22 protein-coding genes are annotated in these 21,064 nt (G+C 72.2%); 12 read left to right on the top strand and 10 right to left on the bottom strand.

From position 1 onward, the window contains the following. Positions 1 to 4 precede the first annotated feature (4 nt). Positions 5 to 1,330: a glutamate-1-semialdehyde 2,1-aminomutase gene (locus ACGF3A_RS27535; protein WP_393733021.1), complete on the top strand. Its 1,326-nt coding sequence runs from the start codon at positions 5 to 7 to the stop codon at positions 1,328 to 1,330. Between the two features lie 18 nt (positions 1,331 to 1,348). Here ACGF3A_RS27535 and ACGF3A_RS27530 read toward each other — a convergent pair whose 3' ends face one another. Together ACGF3A_RS27530 and ACGF3A_RS27525 are read right to left on the bottom strand one after the other, a co-directional pair. Beyond that, a complete protein-coding gene (locus tag ACGF3A_RS27530) occupies positions 1,349 to 2,011 on the bottom strand; it encodes a phosphatase PAP2 family protein (protein ID WP_393733020.1) in 663 nt (220 codons plus the stop codon). 108 nt (positions 2,012 to 2,119) lie between these two features. Continuing rightward, positions 2,120 to 2,650 carry an HIT family protein gene (locus ACGF3A_RS27525; protein ID WP_393733019.1) on the bottom strand — a complete coding sequence of 177 codons (531 nt, stop codon included), beginning with the start codon at positions 2,648 to 2,650 and terminating at the stop codon, positions 2,120 to 2,122. Positions 2,651 to 2,838: 188 nt separating this feature from the next. On the opposite strand from ACGF3A_RS27525, the gene ACGF3A_RS27520 reads away from it, so the two are divergent. The 3 genes from ACGF3A_RS27520 (at position 2,839) to ACGF3A_RS27510 (ending at position 5,816) form a co-directional block, all read left to right on the top strand. After that, positions 2,839 to 4,209 carry a protein kinase gene (locus ACGF3A_RS27520; RefSeq protein WP_393733018.1) on the top strand — a complete coding sequence of 457 codons (1,371 nt, stop codon included), beginning with the start codon at positions 2,839 to 2,841 and terminating at the stop codon, positions 4,207 to 4,209. A 24-nt stretch (positions 4,210 to 4,233) separates the two neighbouring features. Then, positions 4,234 to 4,467 (top strand): hypothetical protein, encoded by a 234-nt coding sequence (locus ACGF3A_RS27515; protein WP_393733017.1) that lies wholly within the window; start codon positions 4,234 to 4,236, stop codon positions 4,465 to 4,467. Positions 4,468 to 4,574: 107 nt separating this feature from the next. Then, the gene (locus ACGF3A_RS27510; RefSeq protein WP_393733016.1) at positions 4,575 to 5,816 is read left to right on the top strand and encodes a cytochrome P450; all 1,242 of its coding nucleotides are present in this window, start codon (positions 4,575 to 4,577) and stop codon (positions 5,814 to 5,816) included. A gap of 389 nt (positions 5,817 to 6,205) precedes the next feature. On the opposite strand, the gene ACGF3A_RS27505 is transcribed toward ACGF3A_RS27510, so the two are convergent. Continuing rightward, positions 6,206 to 6,835: a cysteine hydrolase family protein gene (locus tag ACGF3A_RS27505; RefSeq protein WP_393733015.1), complete on the bottom strand. Its 630-nt coding sequence runs from the start codon at positions 6,833 to 6,835 to the stop codon at positions 6,206 to 6,208. A gap of 499 nt (positions 6,836 to 7,334) precedes the next feature. Between ACGF3A_RS27505 and ACGF3A_RS27500 the strand changes: the two genes are divergently transcribed. Genes ACGF3A_RS27500 through ACGF3A_RS27475 form a run of 6 tightly spaced genes read left to right on the top strand, consistent with a single transcriptional unit; the run spans position 7,335 to position 12,675 of the window. Further along, a complete protein-coding gene (locus ACGF3A_RS27500; RefSeq protein ID WP_393733014.1) occupies positions 7,335 to 8,765 on the top strand; it encodes a pyridoxal phosphate-dependent decarboxylase family protein in 1,431 nt (476 codons plus the stop codon). Further along, positions 8,762 to 10,318: a hypothetical protein gene (locus ACGF3A_RS27495; protein ID WP_393733013.1), complete on the top strand. Its 1,557-nt coding sequence runs from the start codon at positions 8,762 to 8,764 to the stop codon at positions 10,316 to 10,318. Before ACGF3A_RS27500 ends, ACGF3A_RS27495 begins: the two co-directional genes overlap by 4 nt. A 19-nt stretch (positions 10,319 to 10,337) precedes the next feature. Continuing rightward, the gene (locus ACGF3A_RS27490; protein WP_393733012.1) at positions 10,338 to 10,775 is read left to right on the top strand and encodes a hypothetical protein; all 438 of its coding nucleotides are present in this window, start codon (positions 10,338 to 10,340) and stop codon (positions 10,773 to 10,775) included. A 34-nt stretch (positions 10,776 to 10,809) separates the two neighbouring features. Then, positions 10,810 to 11,673, top strand: coding sequence for a hypothetical protein (locus ACGF3A_RS27485; protein ID WP_393733011.1), 864 nt, complete (start codon positions 10,810 to 10,812; stop codon positions 11,671 to 11,673). A gap of 8 nt (positions 11,674 to 11,681) precedes the next feature. After that, positions 11,682 to 12,110 carry a hypothetical protein gene (locus ACGF3A_RS27480; protein WP_393733010.1) on the top strand — a complete coding sequence of 143 codons (429 nt, stop codon included), beginning with the start codon at positions 11,682 to 11,684 and terminating at the stop codon, positions 12,108 to 12,110. Positions 12,111 to 12,123: 13 nt separating this feature from the next. After that, positions 12,124 to 12,675 carry a hypothetical protein gene (locus ACGF3A_RS27475; RefSeq protein WP_393733009.1) on the top strand — a complete coding sequence of 184 codons (552 nt, stop codon included), beginning with the start codon at positions 12,124 to 12,126 and terminating at the stop codon, positions 12,673 to 12,675. Here ACGF3A_RS27475 and ACGF3A_RS27470 read toward each other — a convergent pair. From ACGF3A_RS27470 to ACGF3A_RS27450, 5 genes are all read right to left on the bottom strand, one after another. Next, positions 12,647 to 13,900, bottom strand: a complete 1,254-nt coding sequence (locus ACGF3A_RS27470; protein ID WP_393733008.1) for an NAD(P)/FAD-dependent oxidoreductase — start codon at positions 13,898 to 13,900, stop codon at positions 12,647 to 12,649. The genes ACGF3A_RS27475 and ACGF3A_RS27470 overlap by 29 nt on opposite strands. Before the next feature lie 10 nt (positions 13,901 to 13,910). After that, a complete protein-coding gene (locus ACGF3A_RS27465; RefSeq protein WP_393733007.1) occupies positions 13,911 to 14,099 on the bottom strand; it encodes a ferredoxin in 189 nt (62 codons plus the stop codon). Positions 14,100 to 14,162: 63 nt separating this feature from the next. Continuing rightward, positions 14,163 to 15,017 carry a fumarylacetoacetate hydrolase family protein gene (locus tag ACGF3A_RS27460; RefSeq protein WP_393733006.1) on the bottom strand — a complete coding sequence of 285 codons (855 nt, stop codon included), beginning with the start codon at positions 15,015 to 15,017 and terminating at the stop codon, positions 14,163 to 14,165. Then, entirely contained in the window at positions 15,014 to 15,907 is an 894-nt protein-coding gene (locus ACGF3A_RS27455; RefSeq protein WP_393733005.1) for a 3,4-dihydroxyphenylacetate 2,3-dioxygenase, read from the bottom strand. Before ACGF3A_RS27455 ends, ACGF3A_RS27460 begins: the two co-directional genes overlap by 4 nt. Further along, positions 15,900 to 17,396, bottom strand: a complete 1,497-nt coding sequence (locus ACGF3A_RS27450; protein ID WP_393733004.1) for an aldehyde dehydrogenase — start codon at positions 17,394 to 17,396, stop codon at positions 15,900 to 15,902. Before ACGF3A_RS27450 ends, ACGF3A_RS27455 begins: the two co-directional genes overlap by 8 nt. A gap of 161 nt (positions 17,397 to 17,557) precedes the next feature. Here ACGF3A_RS27450 and ACGF3A_RS27445 point away from each other — a divergent pair, with 161 nt between their 5' ends. Both ACGF3A_RS27445 and ACGF3A_RS27440 read left to right on the top strand, forming a co-directional pair. Then, positions 17,558 to 19,069 (top strand): aldehyde dehydrogenase, encoded by a 1,512-nt coding sequence (locus ACGF3A_RS27445; protein WP_393733003.1) that lies wholly within the window; start codon positions 17,558 to 17,560, stop codon positions 19,067 to 19,069. After that, on the top strand, positions 19,066 to 19,779 hold the full coding sequence (locus tag ACGF3A_RS27440) for a gamma-glutamyl-gamma-aminobutyrate hydrolase family protein (protein WP_393733002.1): 714 nt from the start codon (positions 19,066 to 19,068) through the stop codon (positions 19,777 to 19,779). Before ACGF3A_RS27445 ends, ACGF3A_RS27440 begins: the two co-directional genes overlap by 4 nt. Here ACGF3A_RS27440 and ACGF3A_RS27435 read toward each other — a convergent pair. Next, on the bottom strand, positions 19,766 to 20,374 hold the full coding sequence (locus ACGF3A_RS27435) for an SUKH-4 family immunity protein (RefSeq protein ID WP_393733001.1): 609 nt from the start codon (positions 20,372 to 20,374) through the stop codon (positions 19,766 to 19,768). The genes ACGF3A_RS27440 and ACGF3A_RS27435 overlap by 14 nt on opposite strands. Before the next feature lie 15 nt (positions 20,375 to 20,389). Further along, positions 20,390 to 20,995 (bottom strand): MarR family winged helix-turn-helix transcriptional regulator, encoded by a 606-nt coding sequence (locus ACGF3A_RS27430; protein ID WP_393733000.1) that lies wholly within the window; start codon positions 20,993 to 20,995, stop codon positions 20,390 to 20,392. Positions 20,996 to 21,064: the final 69 nt, after the last annotated feature.

Below are 21,064 nucleotides of genomic sequence, written 5' to 3'. Positions count from 1 at the left end.
CACCGTGGACTCCGAACAGCCCGCACTGCCCCGCTCACAGGCGGCGAACGAACGGCTGCACGCCATGATCCCCGGGGGCGCGCACACGTACGCCAAGGGCGACGACCAGTACCCCGAGAACCTGGCCCCCGTCATCAGCCACGGCCGAGGCGCCCACGTGTGGGACATCGACGGCAACCGCTACATCGAGTACGGCTCGGGGCTGCGGTCCGTCAGCCTCGGCCACGCCCACCCGCGGGTCACCGAGGCCGTGCGCCGCGAGATCGACCGCGGCGGCAACTTCGTCCGCCCTTCCTTCGTGGAGGCCGAGGCCGCGGAACGCTTCCTGGCGACCGTGCCGACCGCCGAGATGGTGAAGTTCGCCAAGAACGGCTCCGACGCCACCACCGCCGCCGTACGCCTCGCCCGCGCCGTCACCGGGCGCCCACGGGTGGCCGTCTGCGGCGACCACCCCTTCTTCTCCGTCGACGACTGGTTCATCGGTACGACGCCGATGCCCGCGGGCATCCCGGCGGCGACGACCGAGCTGACGCTGTCCTTCCCCTACGGCGATCTCGCCGCCACGGAGGAGCTGCTGAGCCGGTACCGGGACGAGGTCGCCTGCCTCATCCTCGAACCCGCCACCCACACCGAGCCCCCGCCCGGCTACCTCGCCGGACTGCGCGAACTGGCCGACCGGCACGGCTGCGTCCTCGTCTTCGACGAGATGATCACCGGCTTCCGCTGGTCGGAGGCGGGCGCGCAGGGGCTGTACGGGGTCGTCCCGGACCTCTCCACGTTCGGCAAGGCGCTCGGCAACGGCTTCGCCGTCTCCGCGCTGGCCGGGCGCCGCGCGCTGATGGAACGGGGCGGACTGCGCCACTCCGGCGAACGGGTGTTCCTCCTCTCGACCACGCACGGCGCGGAGACGCACTCCCTGGCCGCCGCGATGGCTGTCCAGACCACCTACGCCGAGGAGGGCGTCACCGCGCGGCTGCACGCCCTCGGCGAGCGGCTCGCCGCCGGGGTCCGCGACGCCGCGGCCACCATGGGCGTCGGCGACCACGTCGTCGTCCGGGGCCGGGCCAGCAACCTGGTCTTCGCCACCCTCGACGAGAACGGGCAGCCGTCGCAGCCGTACCGCACCCTCTTCCTGCGCCAGCTCCTCGCGGGCGGAGTGCTCGCCCCCTCGTTCGTGGTGAGCGACGCGCTGAGCGACGCCGACATCGACCGGACAGTGGACGTGGTCGCCCAGGCGTGCGCGGCGTACCGCAAGGCGCTGGACGCCGCCGACCCCGGCCCCTGGCTGGGCGGACGCCCGGTGAAGCCGGTCTTCCGCCCCCGGGCCTGACAGAGTCCTGACGGCCCGTCAACGACCGGGCGGTCTGCGGGAATCGGCCGCCCGGTCGACCAGCCACGCGCTCGCGGGGACCACCACCAGCGCGGTGCACCAGCCGCCGAGGACGTCGGTCGGATAGTGCGCGCCCAGCGCGACCTGCGCCCAGCCCATGGCGGCCCCGGCGGCCAGCGCGGCCCCGAGCACGAGCGCCAGGCCCGCCCTCCCGCGGAGGCCGAGCGGGCCGGTCGCGAGCATCGCCGCCATGAGGGCCAGCGCCGTGACGAAGGCGGTGTGCCCGCTCGGATAGGACAGGTTGCCCTCGCCGTGGATGGTGCGCCCCACCGGGAATTTGAGCAGCGTCGCCGTCCCCACCGTCAGCACGGCGCCGACGACGACGAAGACCGCCGCGCGGCGGTGCCGCAGCAGCAGACAGCCCGCGACGGCGGCCACGACCAGCACCACCGCACCGAGGGGTTCACCCCAGAAGTCCGTGGCCAGCGCGGCGTACCGCCACGGCGGCCGCACGCTGTCCTCCGTCGGCGCGACGATCCATCTGTCCACGCTGCCGGGCTCGCTGTGCCCCGCGTACAGCACCCCGACCGCCGCGACCACCAGCGCGGCGAGCACCGCGACCAGCCCGAGCCAGGCGCCCAACGGGCGGGGCAGCACCGCGTGTTCCGACCGGCCGCTCACCCGCCCACCGCCCCCGCGCCCGGCCGTCCGCCTAACGCAACCTCCGGCCCCGCTCCGGCCACCCCATCCACCACGAGCCCCCCGTCGTCTCCGCCCTCTCCCCGCTCGTCACCCTAACGAACGCTCCCCCGACGGCAACCGGCCCTCGCCCCCGCCACCGAGGGCCGCCCGCAGCCGTCGCGCCATGTCCGCCGACTCCTCGGCGGTGGGGGCGAGCACCCCGTTCTCGGTCATGAGGGCGTGGAACTGCTGGTGCTCGTAGGGGGTTCCGGGCGGCAGCCCCGCGATGTGCCAGTGCAGGTGGGCGTTGCCCTGCTGGCTGCCCAACGACAGCAGGTACGTCCGCTCCGGCGCGAAGACCGCCTCCACCGCCAGCGTCACCCTGCGCACCACGCGCATCAGCCGGGTGAAGGCAGCCTCGTCCAGGTCCCGTACCGCGTGCTCGATGTGCGCCTTCGGCGCCACCAGCACCTTGCCCGGCACGGTCGGCCAGCGGTCCAGGAAGGCGACATGGGCCTCGTCCTCGTAGACCGTCTCGTGCCGGTAGTCCGGGTCGCCCGCCAGGTAGGCGCAGACGAAGCACGGGCCCTGCCGGGCCCTGGCGGTGTAGGAATCGAGGTCCATCGCCGCGCGTTCCACCGCGTCTCCCTCCGAAGATTGCCCGACCGATGATCCTCCATGAGCGGCGTCGGTAAAGTCGAGGCCCGTTGGCGAACGGGGATTCGGATGGGCCGGAGTACGACGCACGCGCGCAGCGTCCCCGACGGCGCGGGCGGGGAGTTGGCCTTCATCTCCCGGGGCGCGCTCGTACGAACCGAAGGAGAACGATGACGTCACCGGCCACCGTCACCCTCAAGCTCGTCGAAGGGGGCCTCGAACCCCGCGAGTACGTCTTCGAGGAGCGGGCCACCTGCGTGCTCGGCCGCTCCCGCGACTGCTCGCCGCGGGTGCCGGACGACGCGCGCCACAAGACGGTCTCCCGCCACCACTGCCTGCTGGACATCAACCCGCCGGACATCCGTATCCGCGACTTCGGCAGCCTCAACGGCACGTACGTCAACGGGGACAAGATCGGCCAGCGGCGCGAGGGCCTCTCCGCGCAGGAGGCGGCGGCCGAGTCGTACCCCGAGCACGATCTGGCCGACGGCGACGAGATCCGGCTCGGGGACACCGTGCTGCGCGTCGGCGTCACCGGGCAGGCCACCCTCGTCCTCGCCCACTGCGCCAAGTGCGGCCGGGACGTCGGCGACGAGGCGGGCGGGCGCGCGGGCGAGGTCCTGTGCGCCTCCTGCCAGGCCGAGCCCGCGGCGGTGCTGAAGCTGCTGCTGGAGCTGGCGCAGGACGGGCACGCCGACCTGAAGGCCATCCGCGGCTACACGGTGATCCGGGAGCTGGGCAAGGGCGGCATGGGCGCGGTCTATCTCGCCGAGCACGAGGCCACCGGCGCCGAGGTGGCGCTGAAGGTGATGCTGCCGAAGGTGGCCGCGAGCCCGATCGCGCGGGCCAGGTTCCTGCGCGAGGTGGCCCTCACCCGCGCGCTGGGGCATCCGCACGTGGCCTCTCTGCACGACGCCGGGTTCGCCAACGGCACGTTCTACCTGACCACCGAGTTCTGCACGGGCGGCAGCCTGGACCGGCTGCTGGCCCGGCGCGGCGAACGGCTGCCCGTCGGGGAAGCGGTGCCGATCGCACTGCAGGCGCTCAAGGGCCTCGAACACGCCCACGGGCAGGGCGTGGTGCACCGCGACCTGAGCCCGTCCAACATCCTGCTGCACGAGGCGGTCGACGGCTCCCGCACCGCGAAGATCGCGGACTTCGGCATCGGCAAGGCGTTCGACCAGGCCGGACTGAGCGGCCTGACCCGCACCGGGGCGACCGCGGGGAAGCCGAAGTTCATGCCCCGGCAGCAGGTCGTCAACTTCCGCAAGGCCGCGCCTGCGGTGGACGTATGGGCGCTGGCGGCGTGCCTGTACCACATGCTGACCGGCGCGACGCCCCGCGAGTTCCCGCGTGCGAAGGACCCGTGGCAGGTGGTGCTCCAGGAGCCCGCGGTCCCGGTCCGCCGCCGCGACCCCGAGGTCCCCCGGGCGCTGGCCGACGTGATCGACGAGGCACTGGTCGAGACGCCGCAGATCGGCTTCCAGAGCGCCGCGGCGCTGCGCCGGGCGCTGGAGGAGGCGACGGGGACGCGGGAGTGACAACTGTGCGGAGAGGTGGAGCAGATGGCCCTGTACGTGGTGTACCGCAAGGCTGAGGAGACGGAGACGGACGTGACGTACCGCTTCGGCAGCGGCCCGGAGGAGCTCGACCAGACTCTGCGGATCACGAAGGTGGACTCCAGGGTCGTCCCGGCGGACGGAACGCCCACCGCCCTGGCGACGCGGGTGGCGAGCAAGGTCCTCGGGCGGAGGAGGGCGGACGGCGTGTGGCCGGGCGGGGGCGGCATCCAGAGCTGACGGGCGGTCGCCGGGTGGTTCGCACGGCGGCCGGTGTGCGCGATAGTGATCGCACCGGAAGTTCGTTCACCTCACGGCCCCGCCCGGGGCGTTGGGAGGCTGACGCCATGCCGCGCACCGGCACGGACGCCGACATCGACCCCGCGGCCGAGGACCCCACGCCCCAGCTCGACGCCTGGCGGCGGGAGGGCCGCCGGGTGGTGCGCAGCGAGGCTATGGGCGGCGCCTGGCTCGTGCTGGGCCACCGGGAGGTCCAGCGGGTCCTGGACGACCCGGAGACCTTCTCCTCGGCGTACGCGCTCGGCGGGCGGCCCAGCCGTACGCTGCCGCCCGCCGTCGTCGCCGAACTGCCCGCCTTCCCGTGCGAGGACGTCACCGGCGTCGTCGACATCGACCCGCCCGCGCACGACCCGCTGCGCGCCACCGTCCTGGCCGCGTGGTCGGGACCGCGGATCAACCCGCTCGCCGGGACCGTCCGGGCCGCAGCGCGGGAGCTGGCCGCCGGTCTCGCGCGGCGCGAGCGCGCCGACCTGGTCGCCGACTACGCCGTGCCGCTGGTGCACCGCTTCATGGCGGCCGCCCTGTGCGTCCCGGAGGAGGACGTGCCGCGGGTGGCCGCCTGGGCGCAGGACATGGCCACGCTCCTCTCGCCCGGCCCGGAGGAGCCCAAGGCCGAGGCGGCCCGTCGGCTCCGCGCGTACGAGGAGTGGGCCACCGCCTTCCTCGGGACGGTCCCGCCCGACGGCGGGGGGGTGCTGAGCGTCTACCTCCACGGCCATGGCCACGCCGTCCCCGCCATGTCGTACGCCAACGTCGTGCACAACCTCCTGGTCCACTGGGTCGCGGGAACCGTCACGACCGCACACGTCATCTCCGGGACCTGTTACGAGCTGCTGCGCCGCCGTGAGCTGTGGGAGTGGGCCCGTGCCGCGCCCCAGGAGCGGGCCCGGCAGGCCGTCGAGGAGACCTTCCGGTACGCGGCCCCGCACCGGGGGCTGGTCCGGGCCACGACCCGCGCGTGCGTGCTCGCCGGGCACCCTCTCCCGGCCGGGAGCCTGGTGCTCCCCCTGCTGGGCAGCGCGAACCGGGACGAGGAGCACCTCGCCGACGCGTGCTCCTACGACCCGGACCGCCCCGCGGCCACCCCGCGCGGCCACCTCGCGTTCGGCCGCGGCGTCCATGCCTGCCCCGGCGCGAACCCGGCCCGCATGGAGGCCCGTACAGCCGTGGCCGAACTCCTCACCGGACTGCCCCGGCTCGCGCTGGCCGGGCCGGCGGAGCCGCCGCGGCTGCCCAGCCTGCACTTCGACGGGCTCGCCGCGCTGCCGGTCGCGCCGTCGGGCGCGTAGGCCGTGTTGCCCTGTGCCGTGGCTACTGGGCAGGGGCTGCCCCGTGCTGTGCGTTGCAGGCTGCGGCTGCTTCGTGGCTCGTCGCGCAGTTCCCCGCGCCCCTGACGGGGCGCTCCGAGGAGCGCCGCGTACCTCTAGGGGCGCGGGGAACTGCGCGAGCAACCCTCCACAACCCGCAGTCTGCGGCGGACAGGCGGGGCAGCCCCTGCCCAGCCCTGAGGTGAGGGCGAGCACGAACGGCTTGGCGGCCCGGCGCGGGGGCGTGGCTGGAAACTCAGGCCGTTTCTCGGCCGGAATCGGATGTTCTACGGCGGATGGGGACCCGGCGGGTACAGCACCCGCCGCGCGGCCGGGGGTAGTACGGCGGGCGCCGGAGCCCCGGGGGTGCGTCAGTCCGACGTGTCCGAGGCCCGTTCGCGCGCGGTTTCCGTGCTGGCGATGATGTTCGGGTTCTCCAGCGTCCCGCCCTTCTCGACGGTCTCCAGCCAGTCGGCCGTGGTCGTCACGGCGGCGAAGGCGGACTGCATGACGACCAGGACGGAGTTGTGCAGGTCCTCGGCGCTCACGCCGCCCGCGCGGTTGGACAGGTCAAGGGTGCCCGTGGCGTCGGAGAGGAACTCGACGGTGTAGCCACGGTGCGCGGCCGCCCTCGCCGTGGACTCGTCGCAGTTCTGGGTCATGTAGCCCGCGATGGTCACTGTGTCGATGCCGTGGCCGCGGAGCCAGTCATCCAGGTCGGTCCCGGTGAAGGACGACGGCAGAGACTTTTCGACGAGGTGGTCGTACGGGCGCTCGGTGACCGTCGGGTGGAGCGCGAAGCCGTGGCTGCCGCGAGCGAAGATCGGCGACTCCTCGGGTGCGGTGTGCTGGACGACGACGACCGGGATGCCGGCCGCCCTCGCGGCGTCCATCGCGTCCGCGATGTTGCCCAGGCTGTGCTCCACGTTCGGATAGGCAATGGGTAAGCCGCCTGTGACGTACTCGTTCTGGACGTCGATGACGACGAGTGCGCGCTTCATCCGGGGTCCTCCTGGAGGTCTCTCGACGGGTGGGGCGACCCTCCTGTTCCCCTTCCGGCGGAGGGGAAACGGGGGGTCCGCGGAGGGGCGGGCGTCTCCTCCGCACGCAGACGCCCCGCCTCATCCGCCCCAGGCCGCGCTCGCGAGCTCTCCGCTGAACTTATGACTCCATTCGGAACGGGAACTCTCAGTTCCTGACGGGCCTGGACACCGTTTCTCCACCTCGGCATGCTGGAGACCGCGAGAGGAAAGTACAATATTGCACTAAATGTCCGCTGTCATAGCTCTATTCCCTGCTTTAGCGGAGACTTCTATGGCGGAACCTCGACTGGAGAGCGCGCCGGACCCCGAATGGGCGGAGGGGGCGGACATGACGTCCGGACCTTTCGGGGCCGGCGCCTCTCACGCGACAGTGGCCCCGGATCTCCAGGGGTCACCTCTGCGCGACGCGTTCGACCCGAGACTCTTCCGGAGGAACTCGGAAACGGCCATCGCCAAATTGGCGGAACATCTCGCCGATCTCTCGGTCAGAGGGCTGGATCTCGTCGATCCGTCGGCACTCTCGCAGGACGCCAAGGCGTTGATGACCGAGGAGTGCGAAAAGATCGCGCCATTCGATGAGAAGAAACTGGAGGAGATACTCGATCTCTACATCAGGACCGGTATTCCGGTGCATTCACCGGGATACATGGGACGGCAGTTCTCGGGCGTGGTCCCCCTGGGCGGTGTCGTCGAGTTCGTCAGCTCGGTGCTGAACCAGCCGTCCTCGTTCTACGAGGCGGGCCAGCTGCCCAATGTGGCCGAGCGGCTCATGGCCGACGAGCTGAACCGCTTCATCGGCTGGGAGCCCGGCCGGTTCGCGATGGTGACGACGTCCGGCGGTTCGCTGGCCAACCTCACCGCGATGCTGGCCGCCAGGAACCAGAAGTTCCCGCGCTTCTGGCCCGACGGTGCCGCCGGACTGGAGGGCGGCGCCCGGCCCGCCATCGCCGTCAGCGACGACGTCCACTACAGCGTCTCGCGGGCCGCCGGTGTCATGGGCATCGGCGAGGCGCAGATCGTACGGCTGCCGCTGAACGGCCGCCGGCAGATCTCGATCGAGGGCGCGCGCGCCGCGCTCGCCGCCGCCGAGCGGGCGAACCTGCGGGTCTTCTGCCTGGTCGCCTCGGCGGGCACCACCTCGGTCGGCGCCTTCGACCCGATCGGCGCGCTGGCCGACCTGGCCAGGGAGCGGGACATCTGGCTCCACGTCGACGGCGCGCACGGCGCGAGTCTGCTCGTCTCTGACCGGTTCCGGCACAAGCTGCGCGGCATCGAGAAGGCCGACTCGCTCACCTGGGACGCGCACAAGATGACCTTCGTGCCCGCCCCCTGCACCCTGCTCTTCTACCGGGACAGGGAAGCGAGCGGCGGCGCGTTCCGGCAGCGGGCCAGCTACGTCTTCGACGAGAAGCCCGACATCTACACGGAACTCGACAGCGGCGACCGGAACTTCGAGTGCACCAAGCGCCCCATGATCATGAGCCTGTGGGTGCTGTGGGCCATGTACGGCCGGGCGCTCTTCGCCGAGAAGGTCGAATATCTCTGCGCGCTGACGCAGCAGGCGTACCACCTTCTGCACGCGGAGCCCGATTTCGAGACCGTGCACCGTCCCGAGGCCAACATCCTCTGTTTCCGTTACCGCCCGCACGGTGTGGCGGAAGAGGACGTGCACGCACTGCAGGTAGCCATCCGGAATCGTGTCAAGCTCCGGGGCCGGTTCTTCATCTCCAAGGTCAACGTGGACGGCGTCGCCGCTCTGCGCGTGGTGATGATGAATCACGAGATCACCGTCGACCACTTCCGCATGCTGCTCGAAGAAATCAGGGGAGTGGGAAGAACGCTGCACGGCACGCACTGGAATCCGCGGAGAAACGGAGGTTGTTCATGACCATGGTGCAAAGCCCTCAGGAACGGCTGTCGCCCGACGACACCGGGGAACTGGTGCGCCGGCTCATCCCCGACGCGGAGCTGACCCCCGCGTCCGTCGACGCCGTCCCGTCGCTCCCCTCGTTCCTCAGCAAGATCCGGGAGTGCGAGAGGGCCTGCGGCGCGCCGTACGCCGAGATCGAGCACGAGGTGCAGGACGCCCTGGTCCTCCGCCGATTACAGCAGCTCGTCCACACGGCCGCGCTCAACCCCCTGTGGCGCGACCGGCTCCGCGGAGCCGGCTGCACGAGCGTGCCGGAGACGTACGAGGAGTGGCAGCGCGTCCCCCTCTCGGACAAGGAGACGCAGCGCGAGTTCTTCATGGACTCGCGGCCGGGGCTCGTCGTCCCGCTCAGCCGGGGCGGATTCGAGATCGTGGCCAGCGGCGGCACCAGCGAGGGACGGCCCGTCGAGACCGTCTATCCCATCAGCGAGCTGCACGAGACGTACGAGCACGCGGGCGACTTCATCGGCAACTACCTGCTGCCGCGCTACCTCACCGGCGGCGACCCCAAGTGGCTCTTCACCACGCTGGCCGACTACCAGATGTGGAGCAGCGGAACGATGGTGGGCGGGGTCCTGCAGAACGTGCCGCATGTGAACTACATCGGCGCGGGCCCCGTGGGCCCCACCGTGCTGGAGCACATCTTCTCCTACCGCGGCCCCAAGGCCATGATGGGGATCACCGCGGGCGTCGCGATCCTCACCGAACTCGGCGCCGGACTTGGACAGGAAGCCCGGGAGAGTTTCCGCGTCGCCCTGTACGGGAGCGGGGTGCTCTCGCAGCGCAAGCGCGCGGAGCTGCACGCCATGTACCCGAACCTGGCGATCCTCAGCTACTTCGCCGCGACGCAGGCCGAGACCATCGGGCTGCAGCTGGACCCCGCCTCGCCGTATCTCGCCTCGGTCCCCGGGCTGCACCTCGTGGAGATCGTCGACCAGGACGGACGCTGGGTCGAGGAGGGCGAGGAGGGCGAGCTCGTCGTCACGCGCCTGCACGGGCACGAGGCGCCGCTGCTCCGGCTCAAGCTCGGCGACCGGATGGTGCGGGGGCCCCGGACGGAGGGGCCGGGGCCCCGTACCCAGCAGTTCGAGTTCGCGGGCCGCAGCGGGGACGTGCTGCATCTCAACGACACCCAGTACTCGGCGGCGCGTGCGCTGAGCACGCTCTCCGACTCGCTGCGCGAGGCCGGGGCGCTGGACCTGGACGAGCTGGCGCACGACGTCCAGTTCACCAACCACCGCGAGGGCAGGGCCCTCACGCTCACGGCGTCCGTCGACGACGTGTACGCGGCGGGATGCCGGGTGGACGAGACGCTCGGCCCCATCGGGGTGCAGCGGCTGTTCATCGAGTCCCTGCCGCGCGCGCTGTCGCTCTTCAACAACGGGGAGGCGAACCCGGAGTCGATCAAGAAGACCGGCTACAGCTTCAAGCTGAATTTCGTGCCCAGGCTGTCACCGGAGATCGAGAGGACGGAATTCGGAAAGGTGCCGCTCGTCCGGGACCAGTTCTAGGCACGAGGAGGGCAAATCGATGGAACAGCACGTGAACATCGTCCTGGTCGTTGACGTCATAGGAGCGCTCTCCGACGGGACACTGCGCAACGGGAACCTCATCATGATCGATGACAGCCCCTACGAGAGCGCGGGGCAGGGCACCCCGGACCTGCAGACCTACTGCAAGCCGGGCCAGACCATCAACTGGACCATCCTGGCGCTGGACCTCCAGACGCCCGCCGACATCAAGAACATCACGTTCCTGGGCGCGGAGAGCTCCAACGGCGGCCGGTCGTCGAACGGCTCGGGCGCCCAGCCCACCGAGAGCAAGAACCTCCATCTGGAGGTGTGGAGCGGAGTGGTCCCGGCGTATCTGACGCCCGGCGAGTCCCACCGCTACCGGCTGGAAATCCAGATGTACGACGGCGAAGCCAGCGTGATCCACGTCGACACACCGGCGTTGACGTGCGTGTGACAGAGACTCCGGCGAAGGCGAAGAGGTTGAGGCCATGAGCCAACAGTTAGCCATCATCGTGCTGGTGGACGTCGCCAACGCGCTGCGTTCCAGGACCCTCAGGGGCAACACCTATCTGTTCGACAACATGAAGCTGCAGGGCTCGGAGAACCAGGGCACCCCCGATCTGGTCACCGCCATCAACGGGACCTACTGGATGGACGGTTCGCAGGCGAACGAGCAGGTGCTCAACTGGCTGCCGTACGGCCTGGGGTCGATCCCCCCGACCGTCCCGAAGGGCTACCAGGCCGAGCGGGTGCAGCAGAGCGACCAGCAGGCGCTGGACGCGCTGGCCGGGCTCAGCCCCAAGGGCACGGCGAAGGGGCCCGAGCTGGCCACGGAGCTGGAGGAGATCAAGGCGAGCGTCGGCGCGCGGACCGCCGTGAAGAGCCCCCGGCGCGGCGCGCGCCGCCCGGGCCAGAAGATCATCGACATCACCGGCGAGATCGTCCCCCTGGACTCGCCCGCCGCCACGGACCCGGCCCGCGTCCACCAGACGCCCATCATCACGGACGTCACGGGCGAGGCCGTCGACAAGAACGTGATCTACCCCGCCGAGTACGGCTCCCCGGACATGGTCACCGACGGCTGGTACTGGTCGGCCACGGTCGACTCGTCCCGCCCCGGCACCTACGCGTACACGATGGAGATCGAGCTCCACGCGCTCACCGCGCGCGAGGGGGAGCTGGTCTGGGAGCCGGTCCGGATGACGTGCGAGTCGAAGATCAAGGTCATCACGGAGCCGAAGCGGAACGGGTTCACCAAGCGGGGCGTCGGGATGCTGCCCGTCCCGCCCTCGCCGCCGCCCACGTTCACGTCGTACGGGCAGCCGCAGCAGCACCTGGCCCAGGAGAGGTGAGGAGACCGATGGCTCAGGCACGACAGTCCACGAACTCCAGGCCCCCCGTGTCGATCGGCGCCGTGATCGACTGCGTGGGCGCCCTGGCGACCAGGAGCCTCAGCGGCAACCTGTACCTGTACGACACGAACAAGTCCGAGGGCTCCGCCGGGTTCGGCACCGAGGAGCTGCGGACGACCGTGCGGGTCGGGGACAAGATCCTCTGGACCGTCCTCTCGCTGGAGTGCGAGGCGTACGTCGGCATCGACAGCATCCTGATCGACCACGCGCTGTGCGAGCCGGAGCGCAGGGTCTACCCCGGCACCGACGTCGCGTACTGGACAGGGACCCTCAAGGCGGGCGCCAAGGGCGCGATCCCGTACCAGATGAAGTTCAAGGTGGGCGCGCGGACCGAACCGATGACGACGCCGCTGTCGGCGGTCCTGGTCGCGGGCTGAGGGAGGAGCACAGATGACCCAGAGCCTGGACGTCAAGCAGAACCCCGGGCAGCTCAACTCGGTGCAGCTCAATGTCCTCACGCTGGTGGACATGGAGAAGGCGACGAGGAACGGCAGCCTGCGGGACGCGCTCTACATGATCGACAACAGCGTCGGCGGCGTGGGACAGGGCACCTCCCACCTGCAGACGTTCTGCAAGCAGGGCCAGGTGCTCAACTGGCTCATCCGGCCGATCGAGATGGAGAAGCGCCCCGACGGCAACTGGCCGCCGATGCCCAAGATCAACAACATCGTGTTCCTGGACAGCGAGGCGGGCGACGAGCAGGACGTCGCGGAGACCAAGGTCTGCACCGACATCAAGGTCTACGGCGGCCCCGACCGCATGCGCTCCCCGTACACCCCCGTCTACTACTACTGGGCGGGCACCGTCCTGAGCACCATCGCGCCCGGTGTCTACAAGTACCGGCTCATCATCGAGCTGGAGCAGGAGGGCAAGAAGGAGCGGCTCTACCTGAACACGGCGGAGGACGCGTCCCTCAGGGTGCTGCCGGTGGTGGAGCTGTGACTCCCGCCCCCGCCGCACCCACCTCTCCCGCAGAACCCGTCGTCAGCGCGGACCGGTAACGTCCCGCTGCCGACGAGGCACCGGCGCCGCCGAGCGCGACCACCCCGAGGAGCCGTTCCCCCGTGCGGTATCCGACGACAAGTGGCGTCTCGGCGCAGTGCGGGTCGCCCTCCAGGAGTTCGGCGCTCCTGGCCTGGCCAGGAGCGCCGAACGACTGGACCCGCATCCCGAACTGGTCGCTCCAGAAGGAGGCCAGGGGTGCGAACGGTGCCGCCGTAGGCTCCTCGCCGGCCAGCCCGGCGAGGAGCGTACGGGCCGCGTGCCTGGCCGTCTCGCCGGGCACCGACCAGTGCTCGACCCGGCGCGCCCGCGTGTCGTAACGGGCGTTGGGGAAGCGCGCCACGTCCCCGACGGCCACGACGTGCGGCAGACCGCCCGCGCGCAGCTGTCCGTCGCACAGCACCCCGTCGCTCAGGTCGAGCGCGTCGTTGCCGCGCAGCCACTCGGTGTTCGGCAGCGAGCCCACCGCCTCCACCACCGTGTCCGCGCCCAGCAGCGTCCCGTCGTCCAGCAGCACGCCGTCGGGCCCGAAGCGCGCGACCGTACGGCCGAGCGCGAAGCACACGCCCTCGGCCTCGTGGCGGCGGCGCAACACCGCGCCCAGCCCGTTCCCCAGCGGCCCCTCCATCGGCTGCTCCTCGGGCGCGACGACCGTGACCTCGCAGCCCAGGGTCCGCGCCGTCGCCGCGGTCTCGCAGCCGATGAAGCCCGCACCGACGACCACGACCCTGCCGCCCCGCGCGAGCGCGTCGCGCAGCCGCTCGGAGTCGTCCCGGGTGCGCAGCACATGACGGACGGGAGCGCCGTCCCCGTTCGCCAGCGGCAACTGTCTCGGCCGGATGCCCGTCGCGGCCACCAGCCCCTCGAACCGCTCCACCGAGCCGTCCGCGAGCGTGAGCGTGCGCGCGGTCACGTCGGCCGAGACGACCCTGCGCCGCAGCCGCCACCGCACGTCGCCCGTGCTGTCCCGGCGCCGCAGCTCGGTGGTGTGCGGGGCCGCGCGCCCGGCGAGCACCTCCTTGGAGAGCGGGGGCCGGTTGTACGGGAGGTGGTTCTCGTCCCCGTACACGGTGACGGGGCCCTCCCACCCGGCGGCGCGCAGCTGCTCCGCGGCGCGCAGGCCGCCGAGGGAGGCGCCGACGATCGCGATCCCGGGACCCGGCACAGCCCGCGCCTCAGTCCTGGACGGTGATGGCCTGGAGCGGGCAGACGTCGGCCGCGTCCTCGACGTCGTCGCGCAGCGCGTCGTCGGGTGCCGCGTCGTAGACCAGCTCGCCGTCCTCGTCGAGCCGGAAGACGTCGGGCGACGAGAAGACGCACTGCCCGTGGTGCTGGCAGACGTCGCGGTTGACGATGACCCTCATGGGGCCTCCAGATTCCTTGATTCCTGGTGATTCCTAGTGATTCCTGGTCTTGCTGATTCCTTGTCAGGAGCGCCGCGGGGCGCGCACGCCGCGCAGCTCCCAGTCGCCGCCGAGCGCCGTGGAGCGGACCTCCTCCGACTCCGTCGGCTGCGCCCCGCAGTCCGTGCGCACGGGCACGGGCCCGTTGACGATGTGGTTGGTGAGCCGCCCCAGCCCCTCCGCCTCGACCTCCACCACGTCCCCGGGCCGTACGGGCCGCGAGTGTGCCGGGGTGCCGGAGAGCAGGACGTCGCCGGGGACGAGCGTGATGGTGCGGGCGATGTCGGCGACGAGGTAGTGCATGTCCCAGCGCATCTCGTCCGTCGAACCGCTCTGCGCGACGTCCCCGTTGACGTACGTACGCAGCCACTTGCCGTGGAAGTCCCAGCCCGTCACCAGCCCGGGGCCGAGCGGGCAGAGCGTGTCGGAGCCCTTGACGCGCAGCATCGAGCCCGCGTCGGTGTCGCGGAAGTCGTGCAGCCCGTAGTCGTTGGCGAGGGTGTAGCCCGCGATGTGGTGCGCGGCGTCGGCGGGGGCGATGTTGCGGCAGGTGCGGCCGATGACGAGCGCGATCTCGCCCTCGTAGTTGAGGTACTTGCAGCCCTCGGGGCGGACGACGGCGCCGCCGTGGCTGTTGAGCGAGGAGAGCGGCTTGTGGAAGTAGGTGGGCGTGGGCGGCAGCGCGGTGCCGAACTCCTCGACCCTGCTGCGGTGGTTGAGGTGCACGGCGACGATCTTCGTCGGCTCGACGGGCGGCAGATGGTGCGCCGCGTCCGCCCGGACGCGCCGCCCGTCGCCCGCGACCAGCTCGTCCCCCTCGCGTACGACCGTGACGACGGCGCCGTCCAGCAGCACGCGGCGGTACTCGACGGTGCTCACGCCGCCGCCTCCCAGCCCTCGGCCGGACGGTCGAACCACAGGTGCACCTGTCCCGTGCCGACAGAGTTCTCGTAGTCGCTGTACGCCCGTCCCGGCGCCCGGCAGTTCCCCTCGCCCAGCGCGCCGATCATCATCAGGTAGTGCGCGAAACGCGCCTCCGGCTTGTACGCGAGGAAGTCCGGCATCTCGCGCAGCACCCGCGCGTGATCGCCTTCCTCGAACCATTCCACGCGCCGCTCGTCGGCGGCCCGCGCCTCGGGCGTACGGATGTGCACCGGGTCGCTCGCCTCGTGCGCGCGCAGCTCGCGCAGGCCCCAGAAGGTGTGCGAGAGGGCGCCGGAGGCGATCAGCAGCACCCTGCGGTCCGGCAGCGCCGCGATCCCGTCGCGCAGCGCCCGGCCGAGCCGCAGATGGTCCTCGGTGTCCCCGGTCTGGCACACCCCGATGGAGACCCAGCGCTTGCCGGGCAGGCCCTGGCCGAGGTACGCCCACAGGTTGACGGTCGCGTAGTGCACCGGCAGGTACGGGTCGTCCACGGGCGTGATCCAGGTGCCGTGCCGCTCGGCGAAGCGCGCCACGGAGGCGGCGAGTTCGGGGTCGCCGGGGTAGTCGTAGGGCATCCGGCACATGCCGCGCGGCAGCTCCTCGGAGGTGAAGAGACCGGCCCGGCGCGCGTGCGCGGAGACGACGAACTCGACCGTGGTGGCCCAGTGCGAGTCGAGGACCACCACGGTGTCGTAGTCGAGCTTCTCGAAGACCTCGGCCCGCAGCCTGCGCAGCCCCGGCACGAGGCTGATCTCCTGGCCCCCGTTCAGCTCCCTGCGCTGCTCCTCGGGGAGGACGATGGTGGGCACGTGCGCGAGGAGGCCCGCTCCGGCGATCTCACCCATGCTGCTGCCAGCCCTTCGGTGCGGTCACGGTGTTCTTCACGTCGCAGTAGAAGTCGAAGCTCCACGCGCCGCCCTCGCGGCCGATGCCCGACTCGCGGGAGCCGCCGAAGGGGGCCGCGAGGTCGCGCACGTAGAAGCAGTTGACCCAGACGGTGCCCGCCGTCAGCCGCGCGGAGACGCGGTCGGCGCGCGCGGGGTCGCCGGTGGCGAGGGTGGCTGCCAGGCCGAAGCGCGTGCCGTTCGCGAGGGTCACGGCCTCGTCCTCCGTGCGGAAGGTCTGGAGGGTGAGGACGGGCCCGAAGACCTCCTCCTGCACGATCTCGGAGTGCTGCGCGACCTCGGTGAGCAGGGTGGGGCGGTAGTACGTGCCTCCGGTGGCGTCGTTGAGCTCCGTGTGCGGGCCGCCGCCGAGCGCCACGCGCGCTCCGGAGGCGAGCGCGCGGCGCACGAAGCCGTCGACGCGCTCCAGGTGGCGCGGGTGGATGCTGGGCCCGACGTCGGTGTCGGCCTCGCGGGGGTCGCCCTGGCGCAGGGCCCCGGCCCGGTCCAGGAAGCGCTCCAGGAAGGCGTCCGCGATCCGCTCCTCGACGAGCAGCCGGGTGGCGGCGAGACAGACCTGCCCCGCGTTGTCGTACTGCTCGACGGCCAGGTCGACGGCCAGGTCCAGGTCGGCGTCGGCGAAGACGAGCAGCGGCGACTTGCCGCCCAGCTCGAAGCTGACGGGCACGAGCCGCTCCGCGGCCCCCGCGGCGATGTGCCGGGCCGTGGGCACGGAGCCGGTGAAGGAGATCCGGCGCACTCCCGGGTCGGAGACCAGGGCGGCGCCCGCCTCGGCCCCGTACCCCTGCACGACGTTGAGGACCCCGGGCGGCAGTCCGGCGCCGTGGGCGATGTCGGCGAAGAGCGAGGCCGTCAGCGGCGCCCACTCGGCGGGCTTGAGCACGACGGTGCAGCCCGCGGCGAGCGCGGGGCCGATCTTCCAGGTGGCCAGCATCAGCGGCGCGTTCCACGGCGTGATGAGCAGCGCCGGGCCCGAGGGGTCCCAGGAGACGTGGTTGGTGTGGCCGCGCGTGGTGAAGTCGTCGTGGCCGAGGCGGAGCAGCCAGTCGGCGAAGAAGCGCAGATTGTGCGCGGCGCGGGGCATGACGCCCCGGCGGTGCGCGCGCAGCAGCGCGCCGTTGTCCGCGGTTTCCACCCGGGCCAGCTCCTCGGTCCTGGCCTCCACGCCGTCCGCGACGGCGTGCAGCAGGCGGGCGCGCTCGGCGGGCGGAGTGGCGGCCCATCCCGGGAACGCGGCGCGGGCCGCGGCGACCGCCGCCTTGGCCTCCTCGGCGCCGCCGCGCGCGAGGGACGCGAGCGCGGTGCCGTCGATCGGGGAGCGGTCGGTGAAGGTGGCCGGCGAGGCGACGCGCTCGGCGCCGATCCAGTGCCGGGTGTCGACGGGTACGCCCGCCACCGTGGCGGTGGAGGCGAGTGCGCGGGGAGCCATCGCCTTCTCCGTTCCGTGTTCCGCTGACGCGGTAATTCGTTTGAGGTCAAACAATTTAGGCGGCGCGCTTCACCGGGGTCAACCCCCCTTCCCCGCAAGGGGATCCACGCTATGGTTTGAGGCCAAACGACCTGGCGGTGCCCGGGGAGGTGGTGGTGCCGATGACCGCGGACCACGAGGAGCGGCGGCTCGACGACCGCGCGGCATGGGTACGCCGCGCGGAGGGGCTGGCCCTGGCCACCCAGCACCGCGTCGCGGGCAAGGACGAGGCGGGCTCCGGCGCCGCGTTCCCCGTCGTCTCGCCGAGGGACGGACGCGTGCTGGCCACCGTCGCCGACGGGGGAGCGGCGGAGATCGACCTGGCCGTCGGCGCGGCGCGCACGGCCTTCGACGCGGGCCCCTGGCCGCGCCTCGCCCCCGCCGAGCGGGGCCGCGCGCTGCTCCGGCTCGCGGACCTCGTCGAGGAGCACAGGAACGACCTGGCCCTCACCGTCAGCCTGGAGAACGGCAAGCCGGTGACCGAGTCGTACGGCGTCGAACTGCGCGCCGTGGCCCAGACGTTCCGCTGGTACGGCCAGCTCGCCGACAAGCTCCACGACACCGCGCCGCACACCGACCCCGGCGCCTTCGCGCTCGTCAGCCGGGAGCCCGCGGGCGTCGTGGGCGCGGTCGTGCCCTGGAACTTCCCGCTCTCGCTCGCCGCCTGGAAGGTCGCCCCCGCGCTCGCCGCCGGATGCGCCTGCGTGCTCAAGCCCTCCGAGCTGACCCCGCTCTCCGCGCTGGCGCTGGGGCGGCTCGCGGACGAGGCGGGGCTCCCCGCCGGGGTGCTCAACGTCGTCGCGGGCGACGGCCCGACGGCGGGACGCGCGCTGGGCAGTCACCCGGACGTCGACGTCCTCGCCTTCACCGGATCCACCGCCGTGGGACGGCACTTCCTGCGGTACGCGGCGGACTCCAACCTCAAGCGCGTCTGGCTCGAACTCGGCGGCAAGTCGCCCAACCTCGTGCTGCCCGACGCCCCCGACCTGGAGGCCGCCGCTTCGGCAGCGGCGGCGGGCATCTTCTTCAACCAGGGCGAGATGTGCACCGCGCCCTCCCGCCTCCTGGTGCACGCCTCGGTGGCCGACCAGGTCGTGGAGTCCGTCGTCGCACGGGCCCGCGCGCTGCGCGTCGGCGACCCCCTCGACCCGGCCACGGAGATGGGCGCCGTGGCGGGGGAGGCCCGGCTCGCGACCGTACTCGGCCACATCGCCTCGGGCCGCGCCGCGGGCGCCCGGCTGCGCACCGGCGGCGAACGGCTCGCACGCGTCCCCGGCGGCACGTATCTGGAGCCCACCGTCTTCGACCGGGTCACCCCGGACATGCGGCTCTCCCGCGAGGAGATCTTCGGGCCCGTGCTCTCCGTCCTCACCTTCGAGACCCTCGACGAGGCGGTCCGGGTGGCGAACGACACCGAGTACGGCCTCGCCGCCGCCGTCTGGTCCTCCGACCTGACGACCGTGCACCGCCTCTCCCGCGCACTCCGGGCCGGAACGGTCTGGGTCAACTGCTACGAGGAGGGCGACCTCACCGTCCCCTTCGGCGGCTACAAGCAGTCCGGCAACGGCCGCGACAAGTCGGTGCACGCGCTGGAGAAGTACACCGAGCTGAAGACGACCTGGATCCGCCTTTGAGCCCCGCCCGCCGCACGGGGCCGCCGCCCCTCATCGCCCTGCCCCAGCGCTTCTCGGCCTCCGCCTCCGCGCTGCGCTACGCGGCCGTCGTCACCGCCCGCGCCCTCGCGGACGCCGTCGTACGAGCGGGAGGTGAGCCGTTCATGATGCACCCGGGCCCGCCGGAGGGCGTACCGGAGCGGCTCGCGCGCTGCGACGGGGTGCTGCTGCCCGGCGGGGGCGACGTGGCGCCGTATCTGTACGCCGCCGACGCCCGGGTGCACGAGGCCGTCTACGACGTGGACGAGGAGCAGGACGCCTTCGACCTGGCCGTCGCCCGGCACGCTCTGCGCGCCGGGCTCCCGCTGCTCGCCGTCTGCCGCGGCCTCCAGCTCGTCAACGTCGCGCTGGGCGGCACCCTCCGCCAGGACATGGGCGGCCCCGCGCGCGAGCACCGGCACCTGGTCCACCCGGTGACCCTCGTGCCGGGCTCGCTGGTGGCCCGCGCGACGGGGGAGGAGAAGGTGACCGCGTCCTGCTTCCACCACCAGTGCGTGGACCGCCTCGGTGCGGGGCTCACCGTCACGGCGCGGGCCGCCGACGGCACGGTCGAGGGGCTGGAACTCCCGGACGCGGGCGGCTGGTTCGCGGCCGTCCAGTGGCACCCGGAGGACACCGCGGCGCACGACCCCGCGCAGCAGTCGCTCTTCGACGCCCTCATCCGCCCGTGAAGCGCTGCCCCATGGCGATCTCCTCGCCGATCACCGACCAGAGGGTCTCGTCGTCCTCGAAGGGGAGCGGGTCGATGGCGCTCGTCTCCTGGACGATGCGGCCGACCTCGTCCTCCAGCCGCTCGAAGTCCTCGTCCTCGCCGTCGTCCCCGCCGCCGAAGGCGAACGAGTCCAGCAGGTGCTGGAACCGGAGCGTGACGTGGACGAGGGAGGAGACGTCCGCGTGGAGCTGCCGTACGGACTCCTCGTCGGCGTCGAAGGCGTGCACCGCGCCGGAGCCGGGGTCGAGGGCGAGGTGGGCGTTGAGCAGCCAGCCGATGACGGGCCACGCGCCCGCGCCCTCCGGCGCTTCCTCGAAGTCCTCGACGCCCTCGAAGTCCTCGACGTCGACGACGTCCCGGACGAGCGGCAGCCTGCCGCCGTCCTCGCCGGAGCCCCGCAGCAGGAGCGTCCCGGTGGGAGCCCCGACGGTCCGCAGGAGGCGCGCGCCCCCGGTGTCAGCGGCCTCGGGCGGAAAGGCGGTGGCGGGGACGGTCGCGAGCCGGTCCGCGCCGAAGAGGGCGGCGAGTTCGCCGCGGGTGAGGTCGAAGAGCACTGTTCCGGCCGCCCGTCAGTCCCGTGCCGCGCGGCGCCCGCTGCGCCGCGGCCGGGGCTCGGCCCCGTCCAGCAGCCCGGTCCGGCGCTCCTCGCCGTGCCGCTCGGTGTGCACCACGATGCCGCGCAGCAGGTCCGCGAGTGTACGGCACTGGCGGTTCGTCAGCCCCTCGGTCACGAAGGCCTCCTCGGCGTTGAACGCGGGGAACACCTCCCGCATCAGCCGCTCGCCCTCGGGCGTGAGCCGCAGCAGCGCGAGACGGCCGTCACCGGGGTGGGTGTGGCGTTCGAGCAGGCCGCGGTTCTGGAGCGTACGGGCCACGCCCGTCAGGGTGCCCTTGGAGATCCCGGCCTCCGCCGCGACGTGCCGGGTCTCCATCTCGCCCCATATCCACACCACCCACAGCACCACGAACGAGGTCCACGTCAGCTCGGCGCCGCGCAGCACCGAGTTCTCGAAGTGCTGCCGGACCGCGGCGGCCGCGCGGTAGATGTTCGCGACCGCTGCCATCTGGTCGTGCTTGATGCCGTGCTCGATGTCGGTGCCGCCGAGCTTGGCCTCCACGGCCTTCTCGGTCTCGGTGATGGAACGGTGCTCGGTCACGACTTGCCTTCCCCGCATGCCACGCGTTGCTCCCGGACCCTTGCCGGACGTCGTTTGGGTCCGTACGATTACGCCGATCGCGCATTG

The sequence above is a fragment of the Streptomyces sp. NPDC048172 genome (assembly GCF_043202595.1).
In the GTDB taxonomy this organism is placed as follows: Bacteria; Actinomycetota; Actinomycetes; order Streptomycetales; family Streptomycetaceae; genus Streptomyces.
This window is presented reverse-complemented; position numbering and strand designations above follow the sequence as displayed.